The following is a 22,092-nucleotide window of genomic DNA, read 5'->3' as shown; positions in this document are numbered from 1 at the left end:
AAGCAGCCTGTCAGTTAGGGAAGAGTTGAATGGTGTTCAGGGTGATGGTGGTCGGTGGCTACGGAAACTTCGGTAGCATCGTTTGCAGGCATTTGGCGGTGATGCCAGATGTGGAACTGGTGATCTCGGGCCGCGATCCACACAAGTTGCAGCGCAAAGTCGATGAGTTGAAGAGCCAATCGGGCACTGTCGCCGAAAGTTGGTGCGGCAATGCCATGGGCACTGAGTTCAAATCCGTTTTGCGCTCGATGGACATCCAGTTGGTTATCCATACCGGCGGCCCGTTTCAGGGGCAATCCTATGCGGTCGCCGAGAGCTGCATCGAGGCTGGCGTGAACTACTGCGACCTGTCTGACTGCCGAACCTTCGTCAACGGCGTTGGCGTACTCGATGCCTTGGCGAAACAGGCAGGAGTGGCGATCCTCAGTGGCTGCAGTTCGGTGCCGACGCTATCGTCAGCCATCATCGATCAGCAGCGCTATCGCTTCAGTCGTATCGACTCGATCGAGCATGGCATTTCCTCTTCGGCGAAGATGCCGGGATTGTCGACTGTCGAAGGCGTACTCGCCTACGCAGGTAAACCGATCAGGCAACTCAAGAATGGCAAGGTGCATGAAGTGTCGGGTTGGCAGGATCTGACGCTGCGCAAGATGCCGCGTCTGGGCACTCGCGTGCTGGCCAACGTTGATGTGCCGGACATGGATATTTTCGCCAGCCGCTATGGCGCGCAAACCCTGAGCTTCAAGGCCGGCGCGGGCTTGAAGCTGGGTGGTGTCGCCAACTATCTGCTGGCTCAGGCGTTGAAGATCGGGCTGGTTCGCGACCATGCCCTTTGGGCCGCCAGACTGCATCGGCTGGGGACCCGGTTTGAACGTTTCGGCGATGGCAAAAGCGCGATGTACATCGACGTTCAGGGCAGGGGAGTTGACGGGAAACCGCTGGCCATGACGGTGCAACTGACGGCCATGAATGACAAGGGGCCGCAAATCCCAAGCTGCGCATCTGTAGCCTTGGCCGCAAAAATGGCCCAGGGGTATGTGCCGCAACCCGGTGCCAGGGCTTGCGTGGGCGAAATTACCGTCGATGATTACATGGCAGCGATCAACGATCCGGACAATTTGAGCCTGTCCGTGCAGTTCTCTGGCGGGCCCCGCTGACATGCTCTATCTGTGCTTGAAGTACCTCCACGTCATTGCCGCGATTTTCCTGTTCGGATTCGGCATGGGCTCCTACCTCTACCTGATCGCCGCCAGCCGCACGGCCAACCCTCAAGTGATCGCGCATGTGGCCCGAATGGTCGTGCGCTTCGACACCTGGATTACCACGCCGGCAGGCTTTGTACAGATCATCACGGGTTACCTGCTGATGAGGCTCGCCGGACTTCCCATGACCACGGAGTGGGTGCTGACTTCGTTGATTATCTTCTTCTGCGTGGGTTCGCTTTGGCTGCCGGTACTGGTGTTGCAGAAGCGGCTGTACCTGATGGCGTCGTGCGCAGTTGAGGCCGGAAGCGGACTCGATGATGAATACCGATCCGTGTACAAAAAATGGTGGTGGATGGGGGTAGTCGGATTTGTCGGGATGTTTGTGATTGTGCTGATGATGGTGACGAAGATGACGCCGGTGCAACTGGTTGGGCTATTGGGATAGCAGGATCGGCTGGCTCAAGTCTTGGTGTTCCAGGCCACTGCGCACAGGGTAAGTCCCGCCACATTCAACGAGACTGGATTGAAGGCCTCCTTGAGCATTGATGGATTGAAAATTGCTACATCCAGCAGCAGGCCAAACAGCGCCGTCGCGGCGACGGCAAGAGGCCAGGCACTGCGCGGCGCGATCAGTATCCATAAGGCCAGCGCAATTTCTGCGACCCCGGCAATATTGGCGAACAGCTCAACCTGAGTGATCCCGTGAGACTGGATCATTGTTCGCTCGCCAGGGCTCAGCCACAGCAACTTGGGAATCAGACCGTGGTAGCCAAACATGAACGCCAGCCCCCCACGGGCGATCCAGTTAATACGTGTGAGGGTGTTCATAGGGGCGCTTTCAAAAAGCGCTGTTCATGATCAGGATCCGGCAACAGGCACGTGTCGTATTTCCCGAAGAGCCGATAACGATTAAGCGCAATGCGGTCGTATGCCCAATCTCGAAGCATGCGAGGGAAGATGCGCAACAGGTTCACTGGGCGCCAGAGTGCGGGTAACTGGGCGATGACTTCGAAAAATGCATCCGAACGCTCCCAGTAGTGTCGGTCGCGGATCACCGCCATGGTGTCGAATTGATCCACGGGTAAACCTGCCCACGCGAGCAGGACTTGTCCCTCGGGGGACTGAACCGCCGCTAACCGCACGCGCTGCTGGCGGTCATGGCGAATCAAGAACCTCGCCCAACCATTGCACAGCTTGCAGACACCGTCGAACAAGACCACCGTCTCTCCTGGTTTGAGCAGCGGCGCGGGTGAGGGGCGGATTTTCGAGGTGGGCATAAGCGTGGATCCAAGGGAACCTGATTATCCCGGATCATAACCGCGTGCCAGCGTTAAAGTCTGCATTTCGCCGAAGGGGGCTGCTCCTTGCCGACAGCTGCAATATCATTGTTCCTTTGAAATCAGCCAAGGAGGCATCCATGAGTGTGCGTGGTAAAGACCGGCAGATCGACAATATTGAATTTAATGTTGACGACATTGCCCGCAGCAAAGCTTTCTACGGCAGTGCGTTCGGCTGGACATTCATCGACTACGGCCCGACCTATACGGAATTCAGTGATGGCCGCCTTACCGGTGGCTTCACTACGGGAGAGCCGGTTCGACCTGGTGGCCCTTTGATCATTTTGTATTCGGATGATCTCGATGAGGCGCAGCAACGCCTCAGAGCCTTGGGCGCTGTTATCACCCGCGAAATATTCTCGTTCCCTGGTGGAAGCAGATTCCACTTCATTGATCCGGATGGCTATGAACTGGCCGTTTGGACAACTCAGCAGTAGGGCTCAGGTCGGCCCAAAGCGGTCCATTACCAGGGGTCGCTTTGGGCCGATACTCAAGCGGTAGGTGCGGGTCGAGCCATGACCCTGGTCGCATAAATTTGAAATGCACAGCGTTGCTCGCCAGAATCGCGGGCCGATCCGGTCAAAGGTGCCGGACGCTCGTGGTGAAAAGGGGCAGCAGTTGAACCAACAGACATTGTCCATGCGCCTGGAACGCGTGGCGGCACATGTGCCAGCAGGTGCGCGCCTGGCCGATATCGGCTCGGATCACGGCTACCTGCCTGTGGCATTGATGCGCCGTGGCGCCATCGTGGCGGCGGTGGCCGGAGAGCTGGCATTGACGCCATTTCGCTCGGCCGAACGCACCGTGCGCGAGAACGACCTGGACCAGTGGATCACCGTGCGCCTGGCCAATGGCCTGACGGCAATCGAGCCGGGAGACGGGATCACGGCAATCAGCATCTGCGGCATGGGCGGCGAGACGATCCGCGACATCCTCGACAGCGGCAAGGCACGTCTGAGCGGCCAGGAGCGGCTGATCCTTCAACCCAACGGCGGCGAGCAGCCACTGCGCCAATGGCTGATGGAAAATGGTTACTGCATCCTCTGCGAGGAAGTGCTGCGGGAAAACCGCTTCGACTACGAAATCATCGTCGCCGAGCGCACCGGGCCGGTGATGTACACCGCCGAGGAGCTGTATTTCGGTCCGCTGCAGATGCGGGCACGCAGCTCGGCATTCCTGATCAAGTGGCAGCGCCTGTTGCGCGAGAAGCAGCGGACCCTGAGCAACTTCGCCAAGGCGCGGCAGGCCGTGCCCGAGGAGAAGGTGCAGGACGTCGCCCGGCAGGCCCGGTGGATCACCGACCTGCTGGCTTGTGCCCTTGACTAAGTAATTATTTCAACCTGACTGTTGCTGCCCTTATAGGGTTTGCGGTTAGCGGCAGCACAGGCAACCGCTGATCAGCGGTTGGTCGGGGTCGTTTTCGAGAAATGTAACCATGACTTCCATGCCCGTTCGGGGGGGCGTCATTTCACAACTCCAATTGGAGGTCCCCCTCAGCCAACAACAACTCTTGTCGTCAAATCTACCTTCGCGGTCCCAGGGGAACTTGACCTTGACCCTTCCGAGGCGCCTATCACCCTGGATCTCCTCGTCTTCCAGAGCGATGACCACAGCGGTGTGGTTGCTTGGTGCCTGAGGTTTCTTGTGAGCCAAAGGCGGACGATAGGACACCTCCCACGGAAGAACGATAAAGCGGTTGCGGTAACCCTGATGAAAGTCATCCTCGTTGTCTGTGCTGCCACTGGCGACGTTCTCGCTCAATACCTGTGGTTGCTTGCCTTCGTGGATGACCTGAGTCAGTAACCATAGGTCGTTCCATTCCTGGCGCGGGTGGCCAGAGATCTTCAGAACATGGCCACTGACTAACCGGGTCTGGTCACCTTGCCCTTCAGCTTGACGATAAGCCGCGTGGCGGCGCTCCATAGCACGCAGACTTATCTGCTTGCCGTGCTCATGGCTTGTGAAAGGCTTCAGCTTGTTATCGTTTTCCATGCCTGGCTGTTGCTCGTTTCTCCCCAGGCGTAGGTTGAAGCGCTTGATCAGTGGCTCGTTGGCCACTCTATCGCTCTCTTGTCCATAAGCAGTGGGTTGCCCAATCCTGGGAAAAACTGCCTGATCATCGCCAAAGACCAGCACGTGGCCTTGGGCGCTGTGTTGGAAGTGGAAGTGGATACCTTCTTCTTCGCACAAGCGCTGAATAAAGTGCAAATCCGTTTCATCGTACTGGGTACAGTAGTCACGCTCGGGGTAGGTCGACCCCAGATGAAACCGATAAGCCTCACCCACAATCCCGTGTTCTTCCAGTATCAAGGCGACGATTTTCGGCACCGAGAACTGTTGATAGATCCTCTGGTTGATGCGGTGGCGCAAGTAGGACAGGTGCGGTACGAGGGCCAGATTGTAGCGTGTCAAACGCTGATCCTTACCGCTTTGGGCGATGTGATAAACCCGTCCGTGGATGCCGTTGCCCTTCGTGTCGAAGGTCAGAAAAGCCTCTACGTCGAAGAGGCTTTCGAGATCCAGGTCAGACCGCTCGCTAACAAGCTCCACGTTGAAGAGGTAAGGCCTGCTGATCGCCTCATCTCCGGTGAATGCGAGTACTTGAAAATCGTGCGCAAAACCGTCGATGGTCAAACTGAAAGGCGTCTGATTGGCTGGGCTGAACATCCACTGTTCTCTTCTTGCATAAGGTGTTGAATCGGCGCTGTCGCAGATGTCAATGTCAGGAAGCCGGGTAAGCCCAGCTCAGGGCAAGAGCCTATAACAGGCACTAACCCACTAATTTGGCGCCCCTGTATATCGGCGTTTGCGTCTTACTTTCCGGACATAATTAGCCTCAGCCTGCTGCTCACAGCATGTCCGCGTATAAAACAAAGACATGCATGGAGCAACAGGTGACAAATCAAGTCAGATTACACACCACTCTTCACTTTGGTCCAAATCCGTGTGCGGATTCGCTCCAGCTTCAATGGCAATGGCTCAAGTGGGATAAGTGTGGCAACAGTCTTTTTGTCTGGATAAATCCAGGGGTTGTCTCGCAACTTCTGTTCGACAAACTCAGCGGCATCTTTGTTAGCGTTAGGGTAGAGAGTGTGGTTTGAGGTCTTGGCAATAATTTCTGGCCGCAACATGTAATTAATAAACGCCATGCCTTCCTTTGGGTGGGGCGCGTCTTTTAGAAGAACCAGATTTTCCGACCAGACCAGCGCTCCTTCGCGAGGAAGGCTGTAGGTAATCTTGCGTCCAGTGTTGGTCTTCTCGTTTATGGCCTGCGCAGCAAGGGCACCATTAGCCCATCCCACGACTGCACAAATATTGCCGTCAGCCAGGTCAGCGTCAATTCGGGAGGAGTCGAAATAGAGGACGTAGGGACGGATTTTTAACAGTAGGGCTTGAGCTTTCTGGTAATCATCCGGGTTCCTGCTGTTGCTGGGGAGCCCAAGGTAATGCAAAGCAATCGAAATGATCTCACTTGGAGAGTCAAGCATTGCCACACCACACGACTGGAGCTTGCTGATGTTTTCTTCTTTGAAGATCAAATCCCAGCTATTCACCGGAGCATTATCACCCAATGCCGCTTTGACTTTGTCAACGTCATAGCCAATGCCGGTAGTGCCCCATAGATAGGGCACGGCGTAGCGATTACCAGGATCATTGACCGCGACCTGGGACAAGATATCAGGATCGATATGGGACAAATTACTCAGTTGATTACGATCCAGCGGCTGAAGTACTCCCGCCTGGATCAGGCTTGGCAACACATTGGAGGTGGCCACAACCACGTCATACCCCGTGCGCCCAGCCATTACCTTGCTCTGCATGATTTCGGCGCTGTCGAAAGCATCCATATGCACTCTGGTGCCGGTTGCCTGCTCAAACTCCTTTGGGGTCTCCGGTGCGAGAAGCCCGAACCAGTTGTATAGATACACCCCAGGCTCTACAGCCCCCACTGATGTGCTCATCCCAGCACAGAGAAGCGAGGCCGAAAAAAGGGTTCGCAAACGTGATTTTCTCATGCAACATCCTTGTCAAGACGATGTGCCCTCATGGCCATCGTAAGTCCTGCTAGCGAATATACCGGGCGTTACCGAATAGTAAATACCTACGAATACTTATCTCTGACCTACGAATCCCTAACCCTAAAGGGGTAGAAAATGCCGTTCGACCTTCATAGCCTGGCTTGGCACCGATCGATTGGGAAGCTGATCATGCAGTTGAACCGTCCAGAATTCTGGAGTTCGCTTGTTCGTATATTAAACGAATACGTGCAAATCGATAATTGGGTTGTATTGATCTTTAGCAATCAACAAGTGCAAGTTGTAAGTCTTCCTGAGGTCGCGGATGTCGAAGAGGTAGACGCGTTCATTCATCGCTATGTGAAGGGGCTTTACCTGCTGGATCCATTTTATATAGCTAATCGAGAAAACCCCCAGAGCGGTTTCTTTCATTTGCTGGATATTGCGCCGGAATACTTTCTTGAAACTGAGTATTATCATCAATATTTTGCACAATATATCTCTGTGGATGAGGCTCAGTACAACGTTCAGCTCGACGCCGATAGAACGTTATGCATTTCCGTGGGTAGCAAAGTCCGTTTTAATCAAGAGCAAATAACGATGCTTGATATTATCAAGCCGTGGGTGACTGCATTAATGCATCAGCGCATGTGTTTTGAAATTGATGTAGAGAAAAATCTCACTGAACCACCTCTATGGCCAGAAACGATTACCCAGCTTGGCACGCAAATAACAGCGCGCGAAAGCGATGTGCTCAGATTGTTGCTCAGTGGCTTCTCTAATAAAGAGATAGCCGGAAAGCTTTCCCTCTCGGTGGAAACGATAAAGGTTCATCGCCGTAACATTTATGCAAAATTAAATATCAAGTCGCAGTCCGAGCTGTTTGCTCGATTTTTTATGCCAAAACAAGATGTTTTCTCTACAAGTTGAAGTCGGTGTTTTAGTCTGGGTATTACCGTTAAATGGGCTCACGGCTTCAGGTGCGAACCTGGCCTGACCTCTAATCCTGGCTCGGGATGAGGGCATCACGCTAATTCGCGCGGGTAATCGGAGTCATGTTCCTGCAAGCATCAGATCCAGATTCTGCACTGCTGCTCCAGCGGCTCCCTTCCCAAGATTGTCAAATACCGCAGCCAACAAAACCTGCCCCGTCTCATCATTCTCAAACACTGACAATCGCAAATCATCAGTCCCGTTAAGTGCTTGAGGATCAAGGTACGTCAACCCTTTAGCCTCCTGCATCGACATCACCTGTACATGGCTCGCATCGACGTAGTGCCGCATCAGACACGCATGCAACTGCACCGCACTCACACCTGGCGCCAACAACCGGGTTTGCAAGGGGATGGTCAGTACGATCCCCTGCCGAAAAGCGCCATAGGCCGGCACAAACATCGGCGGCTCCGTCAGACCGCTTTGCTGCTGAATCTCCGGAATATGTTTGTGTGCCAGCCCCAGCCCATAGACCTGAAACGCCGACGCCTGTGCTGCGCCTTCTCCCTCATGCTCTTCCACCCCGACACGTCCTTTCCCGGAATAACCCGACACGGCATGAATGTTCATCGGGTAATCCTTGGGCAGTAATCCGGCCTCCAGTAAAGGGCGCAGCAACCCTATCGCCCCCGTTGGATAGCAACCGGGATTGCTGACCCGTCGTGCGGCGGCGATGCGTTGGCTCTGCTGCGGATTCATCTGCGCGAAACCATAGGTCCAGTCTGGATGGGTGCGGTGCGCCGAACTCGCATCGATCACCCGAACGGCGGGGTTTTCAATGGTCGCTACTGCGTCGCGCGCGGCTTGGTCGGGCAAGCAGAGAATCGCGATGTCGCAGTTATTGATGGCTTCGGCGCGACGTTGCGGATCCTTGCGATATTCGCGGCTGAGCGTGATAAGCCGCAGATCGCTCCGGTTGGGTAGGCGTTGATGGATTTGCAACCCGGTGGTGCCTTGGTCGCCATCGATGAATACAAGGGGACTTGCCATGGAATGCTCTCGGACGTTGGAAATCAGGAGTTCCAATCTTCAGTGAGGCGCTAAGATAGGAAAAGTTGAATTTATAAACGATGAAATTCAGTTTTTCTGAACGAGGAGTCACTCATGCGCGAAATCAGCCTGGACCGTCTGCGCACGCTGGTGGCGATTGCCGACCTGGGTTCGTTTGCCGAGGCGGCCCGTGTGCTGCACTTGGCGCCGCCCACGGTCAGTTTGCATATCGCCGACCTGGAGGCGCGCGTGGGCGGCAAGCTGTTGTCGCGCACGCGTGGGCGCGTTCAGCCTTCGGCGATTGGGAACACACTGGTGGAACGTGCGCGGCGCCTGTTGGCGGATGCGGAGCAAGCGCTTGAGGACGTGGAACGTCAGGTACAGGGATTAGCCGGGCGTGTGCGGCTAGGCGCCTCCACGGGGGCCATCGCACAGTTGATGCCGCACGCTTTGGAGACGTTGAGCCAACGCCATCCCGCTATCGATGTGCAGGTCGCGGTGCTCACGTCGCAGGAGACTTTGAAGAAGCTTGCCGAGGGCGCTTTGGAGATCGGTTTGGTCGCGCTGCCGCAGTCCCCGGTGAAGGGCTTGCGGATCGAGCCATGGCGACGGGACCCGGTTATGGCCTTCCTGCCGGCTCGCTGGGAATCCCCGGAGGTTGTGACCCCCGACTGGCTGTCCACTCAGCCATTGATTCTGAATGACAACACCACTCGTCTTTCGCGTTTGACTGCGGAGTGGTTCGCCAGTGGTGGGCCGCAGCCTGCGCCGCGTATTCAACTGAACTACAACGATGCGATCAAAAGCCTGGTGGCGGCTGGCTATGGTGCGACGTTGTTGCCGCATGAAGCCTCCACGCCATTGCCCGATACCAGGATCGTCATGCGGCCATTAAAGCCCTTATTGTGGCGGCAACTGGGTATTGCCCACCGTAGTCGAGACATCGAACGGCCTACGCAACATGTGCTGGATGTGCTGTGGGAATTGAGTGCGGGGTAGGGGATTTTGTCAGAGGAGGGACAGCTTCTGGCCGGTTCCGGCCTGTCTCGACCGCAATAAAACGGCAAAAAAGCAGATGCTTGATTATGAAGCAGTTAAATCCAAAATTTTTACTAAAAGAAAATGTACATGAAGAAGCTAAGTAATGATTTCAGTGGAGCACTCCGAACGTTTGCATACTTCATGGCAAGTGGAAGCCATTACATGCTTGAAAACGTTGAGTACCTCGACATTTATGGCTCTGAGCCGAGTGCAATTGAGATGGTTTTCGCGATATTCGCGAACGTGATAGAGATGGACAGTGAAGGCAACGTGCTCAATTTCACCTACGCCCAAAGGAGAGCGACTGACTACTTAAGGTCATACTGCGACCCATCTTTCAAAGTAACGCCACCTCTTGAAGACTGGGAAACTGAGCTCTATGGGCCGCCCTCACTCGGACGCTAAGAAATGGCGTTAGCTCGCAGACACGAGGAACCGGAAAGGGTCGAAAGTATCTAGCCGAATGGCTGCTTTTGGCCGTTATCTACCTGATGCAAAAGCCAGTTTTCCCTGACAACGCAGCCGGCTATCGGTCCTGCAGAGGTGCCAGCAGTGCCGCGCCAGTGCGAACCTCCCAGTAAATCCGTTGGCGGGCGTCGCAGCGCAGGAAGTGCGAATCAATCGTGGGATTGCTAAACCAACTGGCGGACCCCCAGAGACAAAATCAAACCGCCGCACAGTCGATCGATAGCTTTTTTCCTCCCTTGATACGCGGACGCAATCTTGGGTTGCGAAAGAGTGATTGCAACCATTCCATACCAGGTCATTGAAATCACCACGACAACTGCCAGCATCGACAAAAACGTGCCTGGTGAAACGTGGGCGGGGGCTGCTGCTGAAAAAACAGCGGCATAGAAGGCCATGGACTTGGGGTTGCCGATGTTGGTAACCACCCCCTGAATGAAGGACTGCCGGCAACTACCGGCGACGGAATCATTTAGCGGGCCAAGCGCATTCTTCCCCGCGTTGATCAGCAGTCGGAATCCGAACCACATCAGGTAGGCGGCGCCCAGAACTTTTACAACAAGCGCAGCCCAAGGGAGCGCAGCAAATACAACCCCGAGACCTGCAATTGCACAGGTGGACCAGAACAAATTGACCAGTACGATGCCTGCTACCAAGGCCAGAGCTTCTGACCGTGTAGCAGCTACCGCTTTATGGACCACTGCAACGAAATTTGGCCCAGGGATAACGACACCGGCCAGGTAGACCAAAAAGACCGTCAAAACGGCGGAACCATCAATCATGTGTTTCCTCGCGAGTCCTGTGGACGGTGTTCATTACGCAAATGAGTGTTCTAAGAGCAGGGCACTTACCTGAAATGCCAATGGTAGTCAGTTTGTTCTAGATCGATGGCAACTCAGACATCTCCACCAGCAGTTGTCCAAATGCATTGGCCGCGGGCGTCTTTCCCGTGACACTCCATATCAGTCTGAAATCAGCATCCAGCAGCGGTGGCAGGCCATGTTGGCCGTCAATGACCACCATGCCAGGCTCTAGATCGCCCAGCGGTAGAGCGGTGACGGCAAGTCCCGCCAATACCGCCGCTCTCAGTCCTTGTTGACTTGGAGAGGTAAAGGCGACCCGCCAATCTACGGTGGAACTCTCCAACGCATCTACGGCCACCTGGCGGTGCAAGCAGGGTGCTGGGGCAAACGCCAGTGGCAAAGGGGCATCGCCGGTAAATTCGAAATTCTGCGCAGCGGCCCAGACAAACCGGGTTTCGCGCAGCACGGTACCGCCGGCCTGGCTGCCCGGCAATGCCATGACCACGGCCAGATCGAGCCCGTCGGCATCAACCAGTGCGCGCAGATCGAGGTAGGTGCCGACGGTTACATCCAGGCGTACGGCGGGAAATTGTCTGGCGAACCGAGTCAGTAACGGCGGCAGGCCGTCGCCGATAAAGTTTTCTGGCACACCGAAGCGCACGGCCCCGAATACCGACGACGCTTCGAAACGTCGGGAGAGGGCGTCTTGTGCTCTGAGGATTTGTTCGGCATGGCGCAGAAAATCTTCACCATCTTCCGTCAGTGTCAAACGTCGGGTAGTGCGTACCAATAGCGTGGTACCGACCTGTTCTTCCAAACGCCGGATCTGATGACTGATCGCTGACTGGCTCAAATGCAGCCGCTCTGCGGCACGAGTGAAACTACCGGTGTCCTTGATCGCGAAAAAAGCACGCAACAGAGCTGGGTCGAAGTCCATTAAGTCAACTCATGACGAATATTAATAAAACCTACGAAATTAAATCATTTCTGTCATTTTTTAATTGCTTCCAGAATGCGGCCGGTCACTTGGACTTGTGCCGGGTGACGCTGGCGAGGCTATCGCGTCTCTACTCCTGACGGCGTTCAGAGCGGTCTTGCCAGTGCCCATCAACTTGATCTGGAAGATCACGATGCAGTTCTCTTCTTCGCAAAAGGATATTTTCACCATCGCCGCCGTGTGCCTGGCGTCGCTGATGTTCGGCTTGGAAATCTCGAGCGTGCCGGCAATCCTGCCGACTCTTGAATCGGTTCTGCACAGCGATTTCAAAGATATGCAGTGGATCATGAATGCCTACACCATCGCCTGCACCACGGTGCTGATGGCCACCGGCACATTGGCGGATCGGTATGGGCGCAAGCGAGTGTTTGTCATCAGCCTGGTGCTTTTCGGCATTACCTCACTGGGCTGTGGATGGGCACAAAGCGCCAGTGTGTTGATCGCAAACCGTTTCCTGCAAGGTATGTCCGGTGGTGCCATGCTGATCTGTCAGGTGGCCGTGCTGTCTCACCGGTTCCAGTCGGGAGTTGCGCGCGGAAAAGCGTTCAGTGCCTGGGGAATCGTGTTCGGTATCGGTTTGGGGTTTGGCCCGATAATCGGCGCCGTTATCGTGGCGTTGTCGAGTTGGGAATGGGTGTTTCTGGTGCATGCGCCCATTGCCGTGCTCGCGCTGGTGCTGGTGATCGCCGGTGTCGATGAGTCACGTGATCCGCAGCGTCGCAGGCTGGATGTGTTGGGCATTATTTCGCTGTCACTGGCAGTGTTTGGCCTTTCCTGGTTCATCACCCAGGGCGCGGGGGAGGGTTTCTCCAGCGGTTCGGCCATCACTTGTCTGGTTGTGGCAATGCTCAGCTTTATCGTCTTTGTCGTTGCGCAGCGACGCTATGTCGATCCGATGTTCGACTTCTCGGTATTGCGCATCCGTCGCTTCTCGGGTGCCTTGCTAGGGTCGGCAGGCATGAACTTCAGCTTCTGGCCGTTCATGATTTACCTGCCGCTGTACTTTCAAAATAGCCTGGGCTACGCCAGTGTCGGCACCGGTCTGGCACTGCTGGCCTATACGCTGCCGACGCTGGTTGTTCCCCCGTTAGGTGAACGGCTGGCGCTGCGCTATCGACCTGACGTGGTGATTCCCGCAGGTTTGTTCACCATAGGATTGGGGTTCCTGCTGATGAAATGGGGCAGCAGTGTCGCGCACGCCAGCTGGCTGACGATGCTTCCAGGCTGTCTGATCGCCGGAATCGGACTGGGGCTGACCAATACACCTGTGACCAATACCACCACCGGATCGGTGCCCAGTGAACGTGCCGGCATGGCATCGGGCATCGATATCAGCGCTCGCATGATCAGCCTTGCAATCAATATCGCGCTGATGGGATTCATCTTGGTGGAAGGTATCCTGTCTTCCCTGCGCAACCAGTTGTCTGGCTCGCCCGATGATGGGCAACTGAGATGGCTGGCGGAGAATATTTCGGCCGGCAACTCTGCCGTGTTGGTGCCGACTGGCCAAGGGATCACGATTCCGGTCGATGTCGCCAACGCAGCTTTGGCGCATGGGTTTGGCTGGGTGATGCTGTATGGCGGTATTGCTGCATGGGTGCTGGTGGTGGCAAGTTACCTGGTCTTTCGTTCGAGCAAAGCCGTTCATTCTCAGCGCTGACTGTCATTCGAAGGACTGCTTCTGGCCGTTATCCATCTGATGCAAAAGCCAGTTGTCCCTGACCATGCAACCGAGCCGATGCGCTCGACTATCGGTCCAGTAGAGGTGCCAACAGCGCACACATGCCGCGCCAGTGCGAGCCCTCCCAGTAAATCCGTTGGCAGGCATCGCAGCGCAGGAAGTGCGAATAGAGGACGCCAACGCGTGGCGGCACTTGCGGCCGGGCCAGTTCCGGGCTGATCTCGTGCAGCGGCAGGTTGCAATGGAGGCACAGGCTGAATGGCCGTGCGCTACGCGCCAGGTCGAGGCGCTCGTACAATTCGCGCAGCTGCAGCGACGGTTTCAGGGCATGCACGTAACAGCCGTGGCTGATGATCCGCCGCTTGAGCAGTTCGCGGTCGCGGGTTAGCACGATGCGTCCTTGCTGCGCGGCGATTTCGGCGATCTCGGCATCGTCGAAGCCATTGTCGTAGAGGGTGTCGAAGCCGCTCATGCGCAGCAGGCTGGCCAGCCCGCCAAGGTGCGCATCAGCAACGAAGCGCAGCACCCGTAAAGGTTGTGCACGAACCTTGAGCAACGGACTGATGTCCAGCGTTTCGAACTTGGGATACACCGCCAACCGGTCACCGTCGAAGATCACCCGCTCGAAGCCCACCGACTCGCCGTTGAGCAGCACCATCTCGACTTCGGTGTGCGGTATCCCGAGCGCCTCGATCATGTGCTTGACCGTCGCCCCTCGCGCGCACTCGCAAGTGAAGGACTGCCGCCGTCGCTCGGCCGGCAGGAAATCGTTGAGCTCCTCGTAGAAGCGGAAAGTTGCACGGGTCATGCTGAACAGTATGGCAGGGCTGCAGGAAGAATGAGTCCAGCTGCTCGGCAGAGGGCAGGAGGGATGGACTATCAGGTTGAGCCAGCGCCTTCGAGCGACCCTGCGATCGCTCGAAGGCGCTCCGGTTACTTCAGGTTGCCGCTGAGGAATTGCTGCAGGCGCTCGCTCTTGGGGTTGCCCAATACGTCCTCGGGCGCACCTTGCTCTTCGACCCGCCCCTGGTGCAGGAACAGCACCTGGTTCGACACTTTGCGCGCAAAGCTCATTTCGTGGGTCACCATGATCATGGTGCGGCCTTCTTCGGCCAGACCCTGGATCACCTTGAGCACTTCGCCCACCAACTCCGGGTCCAGGGCCGACGTCGGCTCGTCGAACAGCATGATTTCCGGTTCCATGCTCAGGGCACGGGCAATGGCAACCCGTTGCTGCTGACCACCCGAGAGAAACGCCGGGTATTGATCAGCAACCCGTGCCGGCAAACCGACCTTGTCCAGGTAGCGCCGGGCGCGATCCTCTGCGTCCTTCTTGCTGACACCCAGCACCCGGCGTGGAGCCATGGTGATGTTTTCCAGCACCGTCATGTGGCTCCACAGATTGAAGTGCTGGAACACCATCGCCAGGCGAGTGCGGATGCGTTGCAGTTCGTTGGCGTCGGCCACGCGCATGCCGTGGCGGTCATGGACCATTCGAATCGGCTGGTTGTCCAGACTCATGGCACCGTCGTTGGGTGTTTCCAGGAAGTTGATGCAACGTAGAAAGGTGCTCTTGCCCGAACCACTGGCGCCGATCAGGCTGATCACATCGCCGGTCTTGGCGTTCAGCGAAACGCCCTTGAGGACTTCATGGTTGCCGTAACTTTTGTGCAGGTTTTCAACGGTCAGTTTGTACATGAACAAGCATCCTGAATTAGTGAGCCGGGCCGAGGAAGGACAACCAACGGCGTTCAGCCAGGCGGAACAGACCGACCAGGGAGAAAGTGACTGCCAGGTAGATCAACGCGGCGAGGCCGAACGACTGGAAGGTCAGGAAGGTCGCCGAGTTGGCGTCCCGCGCGACTTTCAGGATGTCCGGGATGGTCGCGGTGAAGGCCACGGTGGTCGAGTGCAGCATCAGAATCACTTCGTTGCTGTAGTAAGGCAGCGAGCGACGCAGGGCGGACGGCATGATCACGTAGGTGTACAGCTTCCAGCCGGTCAGCCCGTAGGCTTTGGCCGCTTCGACTTCACCGTGGTTCATGCTGCGAATCGCCCCGGCGAAGATCTCCGTGGTGTAGGCGCAGGTGTTCAGGGCGAAGGCGAGGATGGTGCAGTTCATCGCATCGCGAAAGAACGCATCCAGTACTGGCTGAGCCCGCACCGCGGCCAGGCTGTAAATGCCGGTGTAACAGATCAGCAGCTGAATATAGAGCGGCGTACCGCGAAACAGGTAGGTGTAGAACTGCACCGGCCAGCGCACCCAGACATTGCTTGAGACCCGGGCGATCGACAGCGGGATCGACATCACAAAACCGATGAAGATCGAAGCACTGAGCAGCCAGAGGGTCATGGCCAGTCCGGTGATGTGATTACCGTCCTGGAACAGAAAAGGTTTCCAGTATTCCTGCAGTAGCTCGATCATCGAACGGCCTCCCGGGTGCCTGCGGCGTAGAAGTTTTCCATCCGGCGCAAGACGTAGTTCGAAACGGTGGTGATCACCAGATAGATCAAGGCGGCCAGAATCAGGAAGAAGAACAGCTGATAGGTGCTCTTGCCCGCGTCCTGGGCCACCTTGACCAGATCGGCCAGGCCGATGATCGACACCAGCGCGGTGGCCTTGAGGATCACCATCCAGTTATTACCGATGCCCGGCAGGGCAAAACGCATCATTTGCGGGAACACCACCAGGCGAAAGCGCTGAGCGCGGGTCAGGCCGTAGGCGGTAGCCGCTTCCATCTGACCTCGCGGTACGGCAAGGATGGCGCCACGGAAGGTTTCGGTGAAATAAGCCCCGTAGATGAAACCCAGAGTAATGACCCCGGCGCTAAAGGGGTTGATCTCGATGTATTCCCATTCCATGAAGTCGGTAAACAAGGACAGCCAGGTTTGCAGGCTGTAGAAGATCAACAGCATCAGCACCAGGTCCGGCACCCCGCGAATCAGCGTGGTGTAGGCCTGCGCAGGGACGCGCAGCAGTGCCGATTTCGAAAGCTTGGCGCTGGCGCCGATCAGGCCCAGGCCAACGCTCACCAGCAAGCACAGAAAGGATAATTTGACAGTCATCCAGGAGCCTTGCAGCAACAACGGGCCGAAACCCTGAAGGCTAAAGTCTGACAGCCCAAGAATCTGCAATAGGTTTTCTAGCATTGAGCAGCCCTACGTCAATCAAAAAAGAGCCCATCCGGAAATGGGCGCAGGGTCATTATTTGCCGCTGTAGAGATTCAGATCGCCAAAGTGCTTCTGCTGGACAGCCGCATAGGTGCCATTGTCGTGCAGTGCCTTGATACCTTTGTTCAGCAAGGCCTGGAGCTCGGCGTTGCCTTTGACTAGACCCACGGCGGTCTTGGCTGGAAGCAGGGGATTTTCGACCGGCTCGCTGACTTGGAAGTCGGCGCCTGGTGGCGATTTCAGGAAGCCCAGTTCGGCTTGCAGCATGTCCTGGATCGAGGCATCGAGGCGTCCGGAGATCAAGTCAGCGTACACCTGGTCCTGGTTGGCGTAGGCCTGTGTCTCTACCCCGGCCTTGTCCAGCACGGCCTTGGCGTAGGCTTCCTGGATGGTGCCTTGCTCGTAACCGACTTTCTTGCCCTTGAGGGAGGCCGGATCGGTGCCGATGGCCGCGCCTTTCTTGAATACCAGCGCGGTCGGGCCAGAGAACAGCTCGTTCGAGAAATCGATGACTTTCTCACGCGCCGGCGTGACGGTCATGGAAGAGATCACGCCATCGAACTTGTTGGCCTTGAGGCCGGGAATCATGCCGTCGAAGTCGCTTTCAACCCACTTGCACTTGACCTTCAGCTCCGCGCAGATCGCGTTGCCCAGGTCGATGTCGAAGCCCACCAGGCCGCCGTCGGCGGCCTTGGATTCGAACGGCGCATATGAGGGGTCGACGCCAAAGCGCAACTCCTTGTACTCCTTGGCCAGCGCAGAACCGGCAGCCACACACAAAGCCAATGCAGAAAGAGTGAGAAATGCTTTTTTCATTATTTTATTCCCAGGGACCATCGAAAGCGCTTGTGCCGCAAGAGCGCGTGTACTGCGTTGCGAAATGTCCTATGCACACGCAAGTACTTGTACAGACAAGCATATGCAATCACCCGGCCAATTCGCCGATTGGGCGTTTGAGAAAACGCGTACAGCGCTCTGGGATGGGCTTGGCAGGCAGGTGAGCGCAGGGGGTGAGGCAGCCTGTGAGGCTGTTACCCAAGCAAGTTTTTACGCCCGGCTGGGGTATGCGGTAACAAATTGTGAGAGGGGTCCCGACTTCCTGGCTCAATCCTTGATGTGAACAAAAAAATCCCGGAAACATTTTCTGTTTCCGGGATTTTTCGTTGTTACGCAGGGGAGATGCGGTGATCCCGTCGGCCGTGTTGGCGCGCGGGCGATTTATTCATTTTATGTTTTGCACAAGCATCACGCTTCCAGAAGGCTACGAAGTTTCAAGATGGCACTGTCGGGCGTGGTCAGAACGGGGAGGCCGCTTGCCTGACTTGCCTGTTGCGCAGCACGGGCCATGGAAAATTGCGCGAAGCACAGCAGTTCGCCGTTTGTGACCGTACGAGCCATATCCGTAATCAATTGGTCATGACGATCGGCGTTACCCTTGCGCAATTCGTCGAATGCCTCAGGGCAGACATGTGCAGAGAGTTCGCTCGCTACGCCTTGTTGCCGCGCGAAGCTTTGAAACTCCTCGGTCATGGAAGTGATTGCCAGAGGGAATGTCGACAGGATGGAGATTTTCCGGCTTCGTTGAATGGCCTCCTCGATCATGGCTTCGTTCGGTTTGAGGATCGGGATACTCAGGGAGCGTTTACACAAATCAATGGCATCGCCGAATGCCGAGCAGGTAAACAAAATGGCATCTGCGCCTGACTCAGCGGCATAAGTGGCGAGCTTCAAAAACCGTTGGCTCATCGCCGGAGTGAGTTCACCGGCGTCTGCCAGATCGCGGGAAAGAGAGTCTTCCAGCAGATTCGCCAATCTGGCCTCAGGCCAAAGCCGAGAGAAGGCCTCGGTTATCGGCGCGATGGACAGAGGCGTGGCATGGATCAAATAGATGAGCGGTGCAGGCATGACGTTTCCCAGGGCTGTAGGGGGGCAGATATATCCGTTCCGCGAAAACACTCAGGCCTTGACCCAACGCTGACGGCTCCAGCTGCTCAATGTATCGACAGCCAATACCAGTAACAACATCGCCAGGATAACCGTGCTGGCTTGAGCTTCCTGAAACAGGCTGAGGCTGACATAGAGCATTTGCCCCAAACCACCGGCGCCGACGAAGCCGAGCACACTGGCCATGCGGATGTTGTTTTCCCAGCGGTACAGGATGTACGCCAGTAGCTGTGGCAACAGGTTGGGCAGGGTGCCGTAACAGAAAGCCCATACGGCATTGGCGCCCTGCAGGCGGATCGCGTCGGCCGGTTCCGGAGGGGTGTTTTCCAGTGCTTCGGCGAACAACCGGCCGAGCACGCCGGTGGTGTGCAGGGCCAAGGCCAGGGTGCCGGCGTTGGGGCCGAGCCCGGCGGCCAGGACCATCAGTGCGGCCCATACCAGTTCCGGCACCGCGCGCAAGGCGTTGAGCACCAGGCGTGACGCGCTCTGCAAAGGCCAGCCGTAGCGCCCGGCTGCGGGCAATGCCAATAACAGGCCGAACACCGCCGCGAGCAGGGTGCCAAGGGCCGACATGGCCAGGGTTTCCAGGGCGCCGTGGCCGATGGCTTGTAGATGGCTCGAGCTCAGGTCCGGGCTGAGAAAACGCTGGGCATAAGCGCCCATCTGCTTCAGGTTGCCGGCGCCGCCGAGCTCTCCGAGGTCGATGCCCAGGTAGTTGAACGAGGCGATGACCGCTGCGCCGATGCACAGAAGCAGTGCCAGGTTGAACAGGCGATTCATGTCAGCCTCCAGCGCAGCAGGCGGCTGAGTTGATCGGCGAGCAGCACCAGGACGAGGAACGTCAGTAACAGACTGGCCACTTCACCGCCGGCGAACATACGCAACGACAAATCCATTTGCTGGCCCAGGCCGCCGGCACCGACGAAGCCCATCACCACCGAGGCGCGGATTGCGCATTCCCAGCGGTACACCGTGTACGACAGCAGTTCCGCAGCGACATTGGGCAGGATTCCGTAGCAAAAGGCAGCAAGCCGTCCACTGCCGGACTGCAGTAGCGCGTGTACCGGGCGCTGGTCGACCGACTCGAAAATTTCCGCGTAGACCTTGCCCAACATGCCGCTGTAGGTGATGGCAATGGCCAGTACTCCGGCAGTCGGGCCGAGGCCGACGGCGCGCACGAACAGCAAGGCCCAGACGATTTCCGGCACGCTGCGCAGGAAGATCAGTAAACCGCGTATGGGCCAACGCAGCAGTTGGCCCCAATAGCTCGGGTGGCCAGCGCGGGAGGCGGCAGACAGCGACAGAGCACGACTGGCGAGCAGGCCGGCGGGAACAGCCAACAGCAACGCCAGGGCCATGCCGGCCGTGGCGATGGCCAGGGTCTGCAGGGTGGCCTGCAACAACAACTGGATGAACTCGTCGCCATGGGCCGGTGGCCAGAAGGCGGATACAAACCGGCCCATCTCGCTCTGACTATCACTCGCCGCCAGTACACGGAGGTCCAACTCGCTGAAGCGGATGCCGGGCCACAGCAAGGCAAGGGCCAGCAGGGTGAGCAGCAGACGGGGCAGGGCGGCCGGATCGCGGGTGTCAGACGTCAGCATCGGGGGATCTGCACACTCAAGGGAGCCGGAGGAATCGGCGAGGATTGCAACTGCTCATTGGCGTAGAGCTTGTCGAGCAGCTCGCGATCGACGGCGCTGGCCGCAAGGTCGAACAGGATCTGTCCATCACGCAAGCCGATGATGCGCGAAAAGTGCGCCAGGGCGAGGTCCACCGCGTGCAGGCTGGCGACCAGGGTGACGTTCTGCTCCCGGGCATGGCGGCACAGCACCGAAAGCGTGTGCTGGGCCAACACCGGGTCCATGGCCGATACCGGCTCATCGGCCAGCAACACCTCGGGCGCTTGATATAACACGCGGGCAATGCCTACGCGCTGTAGCTGTCCACCGGACAGTTGCTGGCAATGCGCGAACAACTTGTCACTCAGATCCAGCCTGGCCAATGCCGCGCGTGCGCCCGGAACATCCAGCGGATGCAGCAGGTTCAGCAGGCTCTTGCCCAGACCCCACTGACCCAGCTTGCCGGCCAGCACCGCGGTGACCACGCGTTGGCGCGGGGGCAGGGGAGGCGCCTGATGGATAAGGCCGATGCGCGCGCGCAGCCGCTGGCGTTGACGGGCAGAAAGCTGCCAGACACGCTCGCCGAGCACCTGCAGCTCGCCGTTGCCCGGTCGCAGGGCGGTGGCCAGCAGGTTGAGCAGGCTCGACTTACCCGCGCCGGACGGGCCGATGATCGCGACCTGTTCGCGTGCACCGATGTGCAGATCCACGCCACGCAGCGCCTGGACACCGTTGGCGTGGGTAAGGCTGACCTGGGTCAGATGCAATGTCATTTGAGCAGTTCGGCGGCGCGTGCGGCTTCCTCGATACCCTTGTAGTTCTCAGGCTTGGTTTCGATGAAGCGGCTGGCGGCCTGCAGGTCCAGAATCTCCTTGTCTTTCGGGTTCGCCGGATCGAGTGCAAGGAAGGCTGCCTTTATCTTGGCTGCCAGTGCCGGGTCGAGGGTTCCGCGCACCGTCCAGTTGTAGTCGAAGTACGCTGGGGTGGTCGAAAACACTTTGACCTTGGTGGTATCGACCTTGCCGGCAGCGACAAGTTTTTCCCACACGCTGGCGTTGAGCACCCCGGCGTCGACCTTGCCGGCCTGGACCCAGGCAACGGTGGCGTCATGGGCGCCGGAGTAGCCCACGCGGCTAAAGTACGTTTCCGGCTTGATGCCTTCCTTGAGCATGAAATAGCGCGGCATCAGACTGCCGGAAGTGGAGGACACCGAGCCGAAGGCAAAGGTCTTGCCCTTGAGATCGGCGAGGGACTTGACGGCTGGGTCGGCGGTGATGAATTTGCTGGTGAATTGGGCGTCCTGTTCGCGCTGCACCAACGGAATGGCATTGCCGGTTTTCAGGCGTGCCTGCACGAACGTGAAGCCGCCTAGCCAGGCCAGATCGATGCGATCGGTAGCCAGCGCCTCGACCACCGCCGGATAGTCGCTGACAGGTACGAACTCGACCTTCATGCCTAATTGTTGTTCCAGATAGGCGCCAAGCGGCTTGAACTTGCGCAGCAGTTCGGTAGGGGCCTCATCGGGAATCGCGCTGACTTTCAGGGTCTCGGCGGCTTGCGCCAGCAGGGTGCAAAAAGACAAGGACAAGCCGACGGCCAGTGCCAGGGTACGCTTGAGCATGGAAGATCTCCGGTGCATTTACGGAAGAATGTCGAGGCGCCTGGCACAAGGTGATTGCTGCGTGGCGCTTTGTGAGGGTAGCCGAAATGGAGCGAAATTGACTGCTTTTGGGCTATTGCTGTTTATTGCGAAGGGCGGCATACGGCCCATCGCGGACGTTGGCAGGATCCCGAATCGGCTGTGGATTCAACCGGTCGACGCACTA

The 22,092-nt window shown here is 57.4% G+C and carries 25 protein-coding genes and 1 pseudogene; 8 read left to right on the top strand and 18 right to left on the bottom strand.

Annotation, left to right across the window (positions count from 1 at the left end; translation table 11 throughout):
* Window positions 1-29: 29 nt before the first annotated feature.
* Entirely contained in the window at window positions 30-1,157 is a 1,128-nt protein-coding gene (locus tag ACEN9A_RS18175; RefSeq protein ID WP_258669125.1) for a saccharopine dehydrogenase family protein, read from the top strand.
* Window position 1,158: 1 nt separating this feature from the next.
* Window positions 1,159-1,650, top strand: coding sequence for a DUF2269 family protein (locus ACEN9A_RS18170; protein WP_258669114.1), 492 nt, complete (start codon window positions 1,159-1,161; stop codon window positions 1,648-1,650).
* A gap of 14 nt (window positions 1,651-1,664) precedes the next feature.
* Here ACEN9A_RS18170 and ACEN9A_RS18165 read toward each other — a convergent pair whose 3' ends face one another.
* Together ACEN9A_RS18165 and ACEN9A_RS18160 are read right to left on the bottom strand one after the other, a co-directional pair.
* Window positions 1,665-2,033: a DoxX-like family protein gene (locus ACEN9A_RS18165; RefSeq protein ID WP_258669112.1), complete on the bottom strand. Its 369-nt coding sequence runs from the start codon at window positions 2,031-2,033 to the stop codon at window positions 1,665-1,667.
* On the bottom strand, window positions 2,030-2,482 hold the full coding sequence (locus tag ACEN9A_RS18160) for a thiol-disulfide oxidoreductase DCC family protein (RefSeq protein ID WP_258669110.1): 453 nt from the start codon (window positions 2,480-2,482) through the stop codon (window positions 2,030-2,032). Before ACEN9A_RS18160 ends, ACEN9A_RS18165 begins: the two co-directional genes overlap by 4 nt.
* 140 nt (window positions 2,483-2,622) lie before the next feature.
* Between ACEN9A_RS18160 and ACEN9A_RS18155 the strand changes: the two genes are divergently transcribed.
* On the top strand, window positions 2,623-2,979 hold the full coding sequence (locus ACEN9A_RS18155) for a VOC family protein (protein ID WP_258669108.1): 357 nt from the start codon (window positions 2,623-2,625) through the stop codon (window positions 2,977-2,979).
* Window positions 2,980-3,160: 181 nt separating this feature from the next.
* Window positions 3,161-3,868: a tRNA (adenine(22)-N(1))-methyltransferase gene (locus tag ACEN9A_RS18150; RefSeq protein ID WP_309475215.1), complete on the top strand. Its 708-nt coding sequence runs from the start codon at window positions 3,161-3,163 to the stop codon at window positions 3,866-3,868.
* Between the two features lie 45 nt (window positions 3,869-3,913).
* Here the strand turns inward: ACEN9A_RS18150 and tssI are convergent, their stop codons facing one another.
* The gene (gene tssI / locus ACEN9A_RS18145; RefSeq protein WP_258669103.1) at window positions 3,914-5,209 is read right to left on the bottom strand and encodes a type VI secretion system tip protein TssI/VgrG; all 1,296 of its coding nucleotides are present in this window, start codon (window positions 5,207-5,209) and stop codon (window positions 3,914-3,916) included.
* A gap of 245 nt (window positions 5,210-5,454) precedes the next feature.
* Complete coding sequence (locus ACEN9A_RS18140; RefSeq protein WP_258669100.1) at window positions 5,455-6,558, bottom strand: polyamine ABC transporter substrate-binding protein; 1,104 nt, start codon at window positions 6,556-6,558, stop codon at window positions 5,455-5,457.
* Between the two features lie 138 nt (window positions 6,559-6,696).
* Between ACEN9A_RS18140 and ACEN9A_RS18135 the strand changes: the two genes are divergently transcribed.
* Window positions 6,697-7,488, top strand: a complete 792-nt coding sequence (locus ACEN9A_RS18135) for a response regulator transcription factor (protein WP_258669097.1) — start codon at window positions 6,697-6,699, stop codon at window positions 7,486-7,488.
* Window positions 7,489-7,611: 123 nt separating this feature from the next.
* On the opposite strand, the gene argC is transcribed toward ACEN9A_RS18135, so the two are convergent.
* A complete protein-coding gene (argC, locus tag ACEN9A_RS18130; protein WP_258669094.1) occupies window positions 7,612-8,541 on the bottom strand; it encodes an N-acetyl-gamma-glutamyl-phosphate reductase in 930 nt (309 codons plus the stop codon).
* A gap of 114 nt (window positions 8,542-8,655) precedes the next feature.
* Here argC and ACEN9A_RS18125 point away from each other — a divergent pair, with 114 nt between their 5' ends.
* Window positions 8,656-9,540 carry a LysR family transcriptional regulator gene (locus ACEN9A_RS18125; RefSeq protein ID WP_111455132.1) on the top strand — a complete coding sequence of 295 codons (885 nt, stop codon included), beginning with the start codon at window positions 8,656-8,658 and terminating at the stop codon, window positions 9,538-9,540.
* 129 nt (window positions 9,541-9,669) lie between these two features.
* Entirely contained in the window at window positions 9,670-9,987 is a 318-nt protein-coding gene (locus tag ACEN9A_RS18120) for a DUF7677 family protein (protein WP_009048737.1), read from the top strand.
* Window positions 9,988-10,108: 121 nt separating this feature from the next.
* Here the strand turns inward: ACEN9A_RS18120 and ACEN9A_RS18115 are convergent.
* The 3 genes and pseudogenes from ACEN9A_RS18115 to ACEN9A_RS18105 form a co-directional block, all read right to left on the bottom strand.
* A pseudogene (locus ACEN9A_RS18115) lies at window positions 10,109-10,198 on the bottom strand (Mut7-C RNAse domain-containing protein); the annotation flags it as partial.
* 16 nt (window positions 10,199-10,214) lie between these two features.
* The gene (locus ACEN9A_RS18110) at window positions 10,215-10,829 is read right to left on the bottom strand and encodes a LysE family translocator (protein ID WP_258669074.1); all 615 of its coding nucleotides are present in this window, start codon (window positions 10,827-10,829) and stop codon (window positions 10,215-10,217) included.
* Window positions 10,830-10,926: 97 nt separating this feature from the next.
* Complete coding sequence (locus tag ACEN9A_RS18105) at window positions 10,927-11,787, bottom strand: LysR family transcriptional regulator (protein ID WP_258669072.1); 861 nt, start codon at window positions 11,785-11,787, stop codon at window positions 10,927-10,929.
* 193 nt (window positions 11,788-11,980) lie between these two features.
* Between ACEN9A_RS18105 and ACEN9A_RS18100 the strand changes: the two genes are divergently transcribed.
* Complete coding sequence (locus tag ACEN9A_RS18100) at window positions 11,981-13,507, top strand: MFS transporter (protein ID WP_064618602.1); 1,527 nt, start codon at window positions 11,981-11,983, stop codon at window positions 13,505-13,507.
* Window positions 13,508-13,595: 88 nt separating this feature from the next.
* Here the strand turns inward: ACEN9A_RS18100 and ACEN9A_RS18095 are convergent, their stop codons facing one another.
* The 10 genes from ACEN9A_RS18095 to ACEN9A_RS18050 form a co-directional block, all read right to left on the bottom strand.
* The gene (locus tag ACEN9A_RS18095; RefSeq protein ID WP_258669069.1) at window positions 13,596-14,336 is read right to left on the bottom strand and encodes a Mut7-C ubiquitin/RNAse domain-containing protein; all 741 of its coding nucleotides are present in this window, start codon (window positions 14,334-14,336) and stop codon (window positions 13,596-13,598) included.
* 125 nt (window positions 14,337-14,461) lie between these two features.
* Window positions 14,462-15,226, bottom strand: a complete 765-nt coding sequence (locus ACEN9A_RS18090; protein ID WP_019580188.1) for an ABC transporter ATP-binding protein — start codon at window positions 15,224-15,226, stop codon at window positions 14,462-14,464.
* Between the two features lie 16 nt (window positions 15,227-15,242).
* Entirely contained in the window at window positions 15,243-15,953 is a 711-nt protein-coding gene (locus tag ACEN9A_RS18085) for an ABC transporter permease (protein ID WP_258669067.1), read from the bottom strand.
* Window positions 15,950-16,678 (bottom strand): ABC transporter permease, encoded by a 729-nt coding sequence (locus ACEN9A_RS18080; RefSeq protein WP_258669065.1) that lies wholly within the window; start codon window positions 16,676-16,678, stop codon window positions 15,950-15,952. Before ACEN9A_RS18080 ends, ACEN9A_RS18085 begins: the two co-directional genes overlap by 4 nt.
* A gap of 55 nt (window positions 16,679-16,733) precedes the next feature.
* Window positions 16,734-17,516, bottom strand: a complete 783-nt coding sequence (locus tag ACEN9A_RS18075; protein WP_258669063.1) for a transporter substrate-binding domain-containing protein — start codon at window positions 17,514-17,516, stop codon at window positions 16,734-16,736.
* Window positions 17,517-17,945: 429 nt separating this feature from the next.
* Window positions 17,946-18,605 (bottom strand): aspartate/glutamate racemase family protein, encoded by a 660-nt coding sequence (locus ACEN9A_RS18070; RefSeq protein ID WP_258669060.1) that lies wholly within the window; start codon window positions 18,603-18,605, stop codon window positions 17,946-17,948.
* Window positions 18,606-18,656: 51 nt separating this feature from the next.
* Window positions 18,657-19,424: a phosphonate ABC transporter, permease protein PhnE gene (gene phnE / locus ACEN9A_RS18065; protein WP_258669057.1), complete on the bottom strand. Its 768-nt coding sequence runs from the start codon at window positions 19,422-19,424 to the stop codon at window positions 18,657-18,659.
* Window positions 19,421-20,248: a phosphonate ABC transporter, permease protein PhnE gene (gene phnE, locus ACEN9A_RS18060; protein ID WP_019648577.1), complete on the bottom strand. Its 828-nt coding sequence runs from the start codon at window positions 20,246-20,248 to the stop codon at window positions 19,421-19,423. Before phnE (ACEN9A_RS18060) ends, phnE (ACEN9A_RS18065) begins: the two co-directional genes overlap by 4 nt.
* Window positions 20,242-21,039, bottom strand: a complete 798-nt coding sequence (locus ACEN9A_RS18055) for a phosphonate ABC transporter ATP-binding protein (RefSeq protein WP_028941348.1) — start codon at window positions 21,037-21,039, stop codon at window positions 20,242-20,244. The genes phnE (ACEN9A_RS18060) and ACEN9A_RS18055 overlap by 7 nt, the downstream gene beginning before the upstream one ends.
* Complete coding sequence (locus ACEN9A_RS18050; protein ID WP_019580195.1) at window positions 21,036-21,887, bottom strand: putative selenate ABC transporter substrate-binding protein; 852 nt, start codon at window positions 21,885-21,887, stop codon at window positions 21,036-21,038. The genes ACEN9A_RS18055 and ACEN9A_RS18050 overlap by 4 nt, the downstream gene beginning before the upstream one ends.
* Between the last annotated feature and the right edge of the window lie 205 nt (window positions 21,888-22,092).

The organism is Pseudomonas sp. Pseusp18 (genome assembly GCF_059506005.1).
The sequence above is the reverse complement of the archived record's forward strand: the minus strand, read 5'-3'. Positions and strand labels throughout refer to the sequence as shown.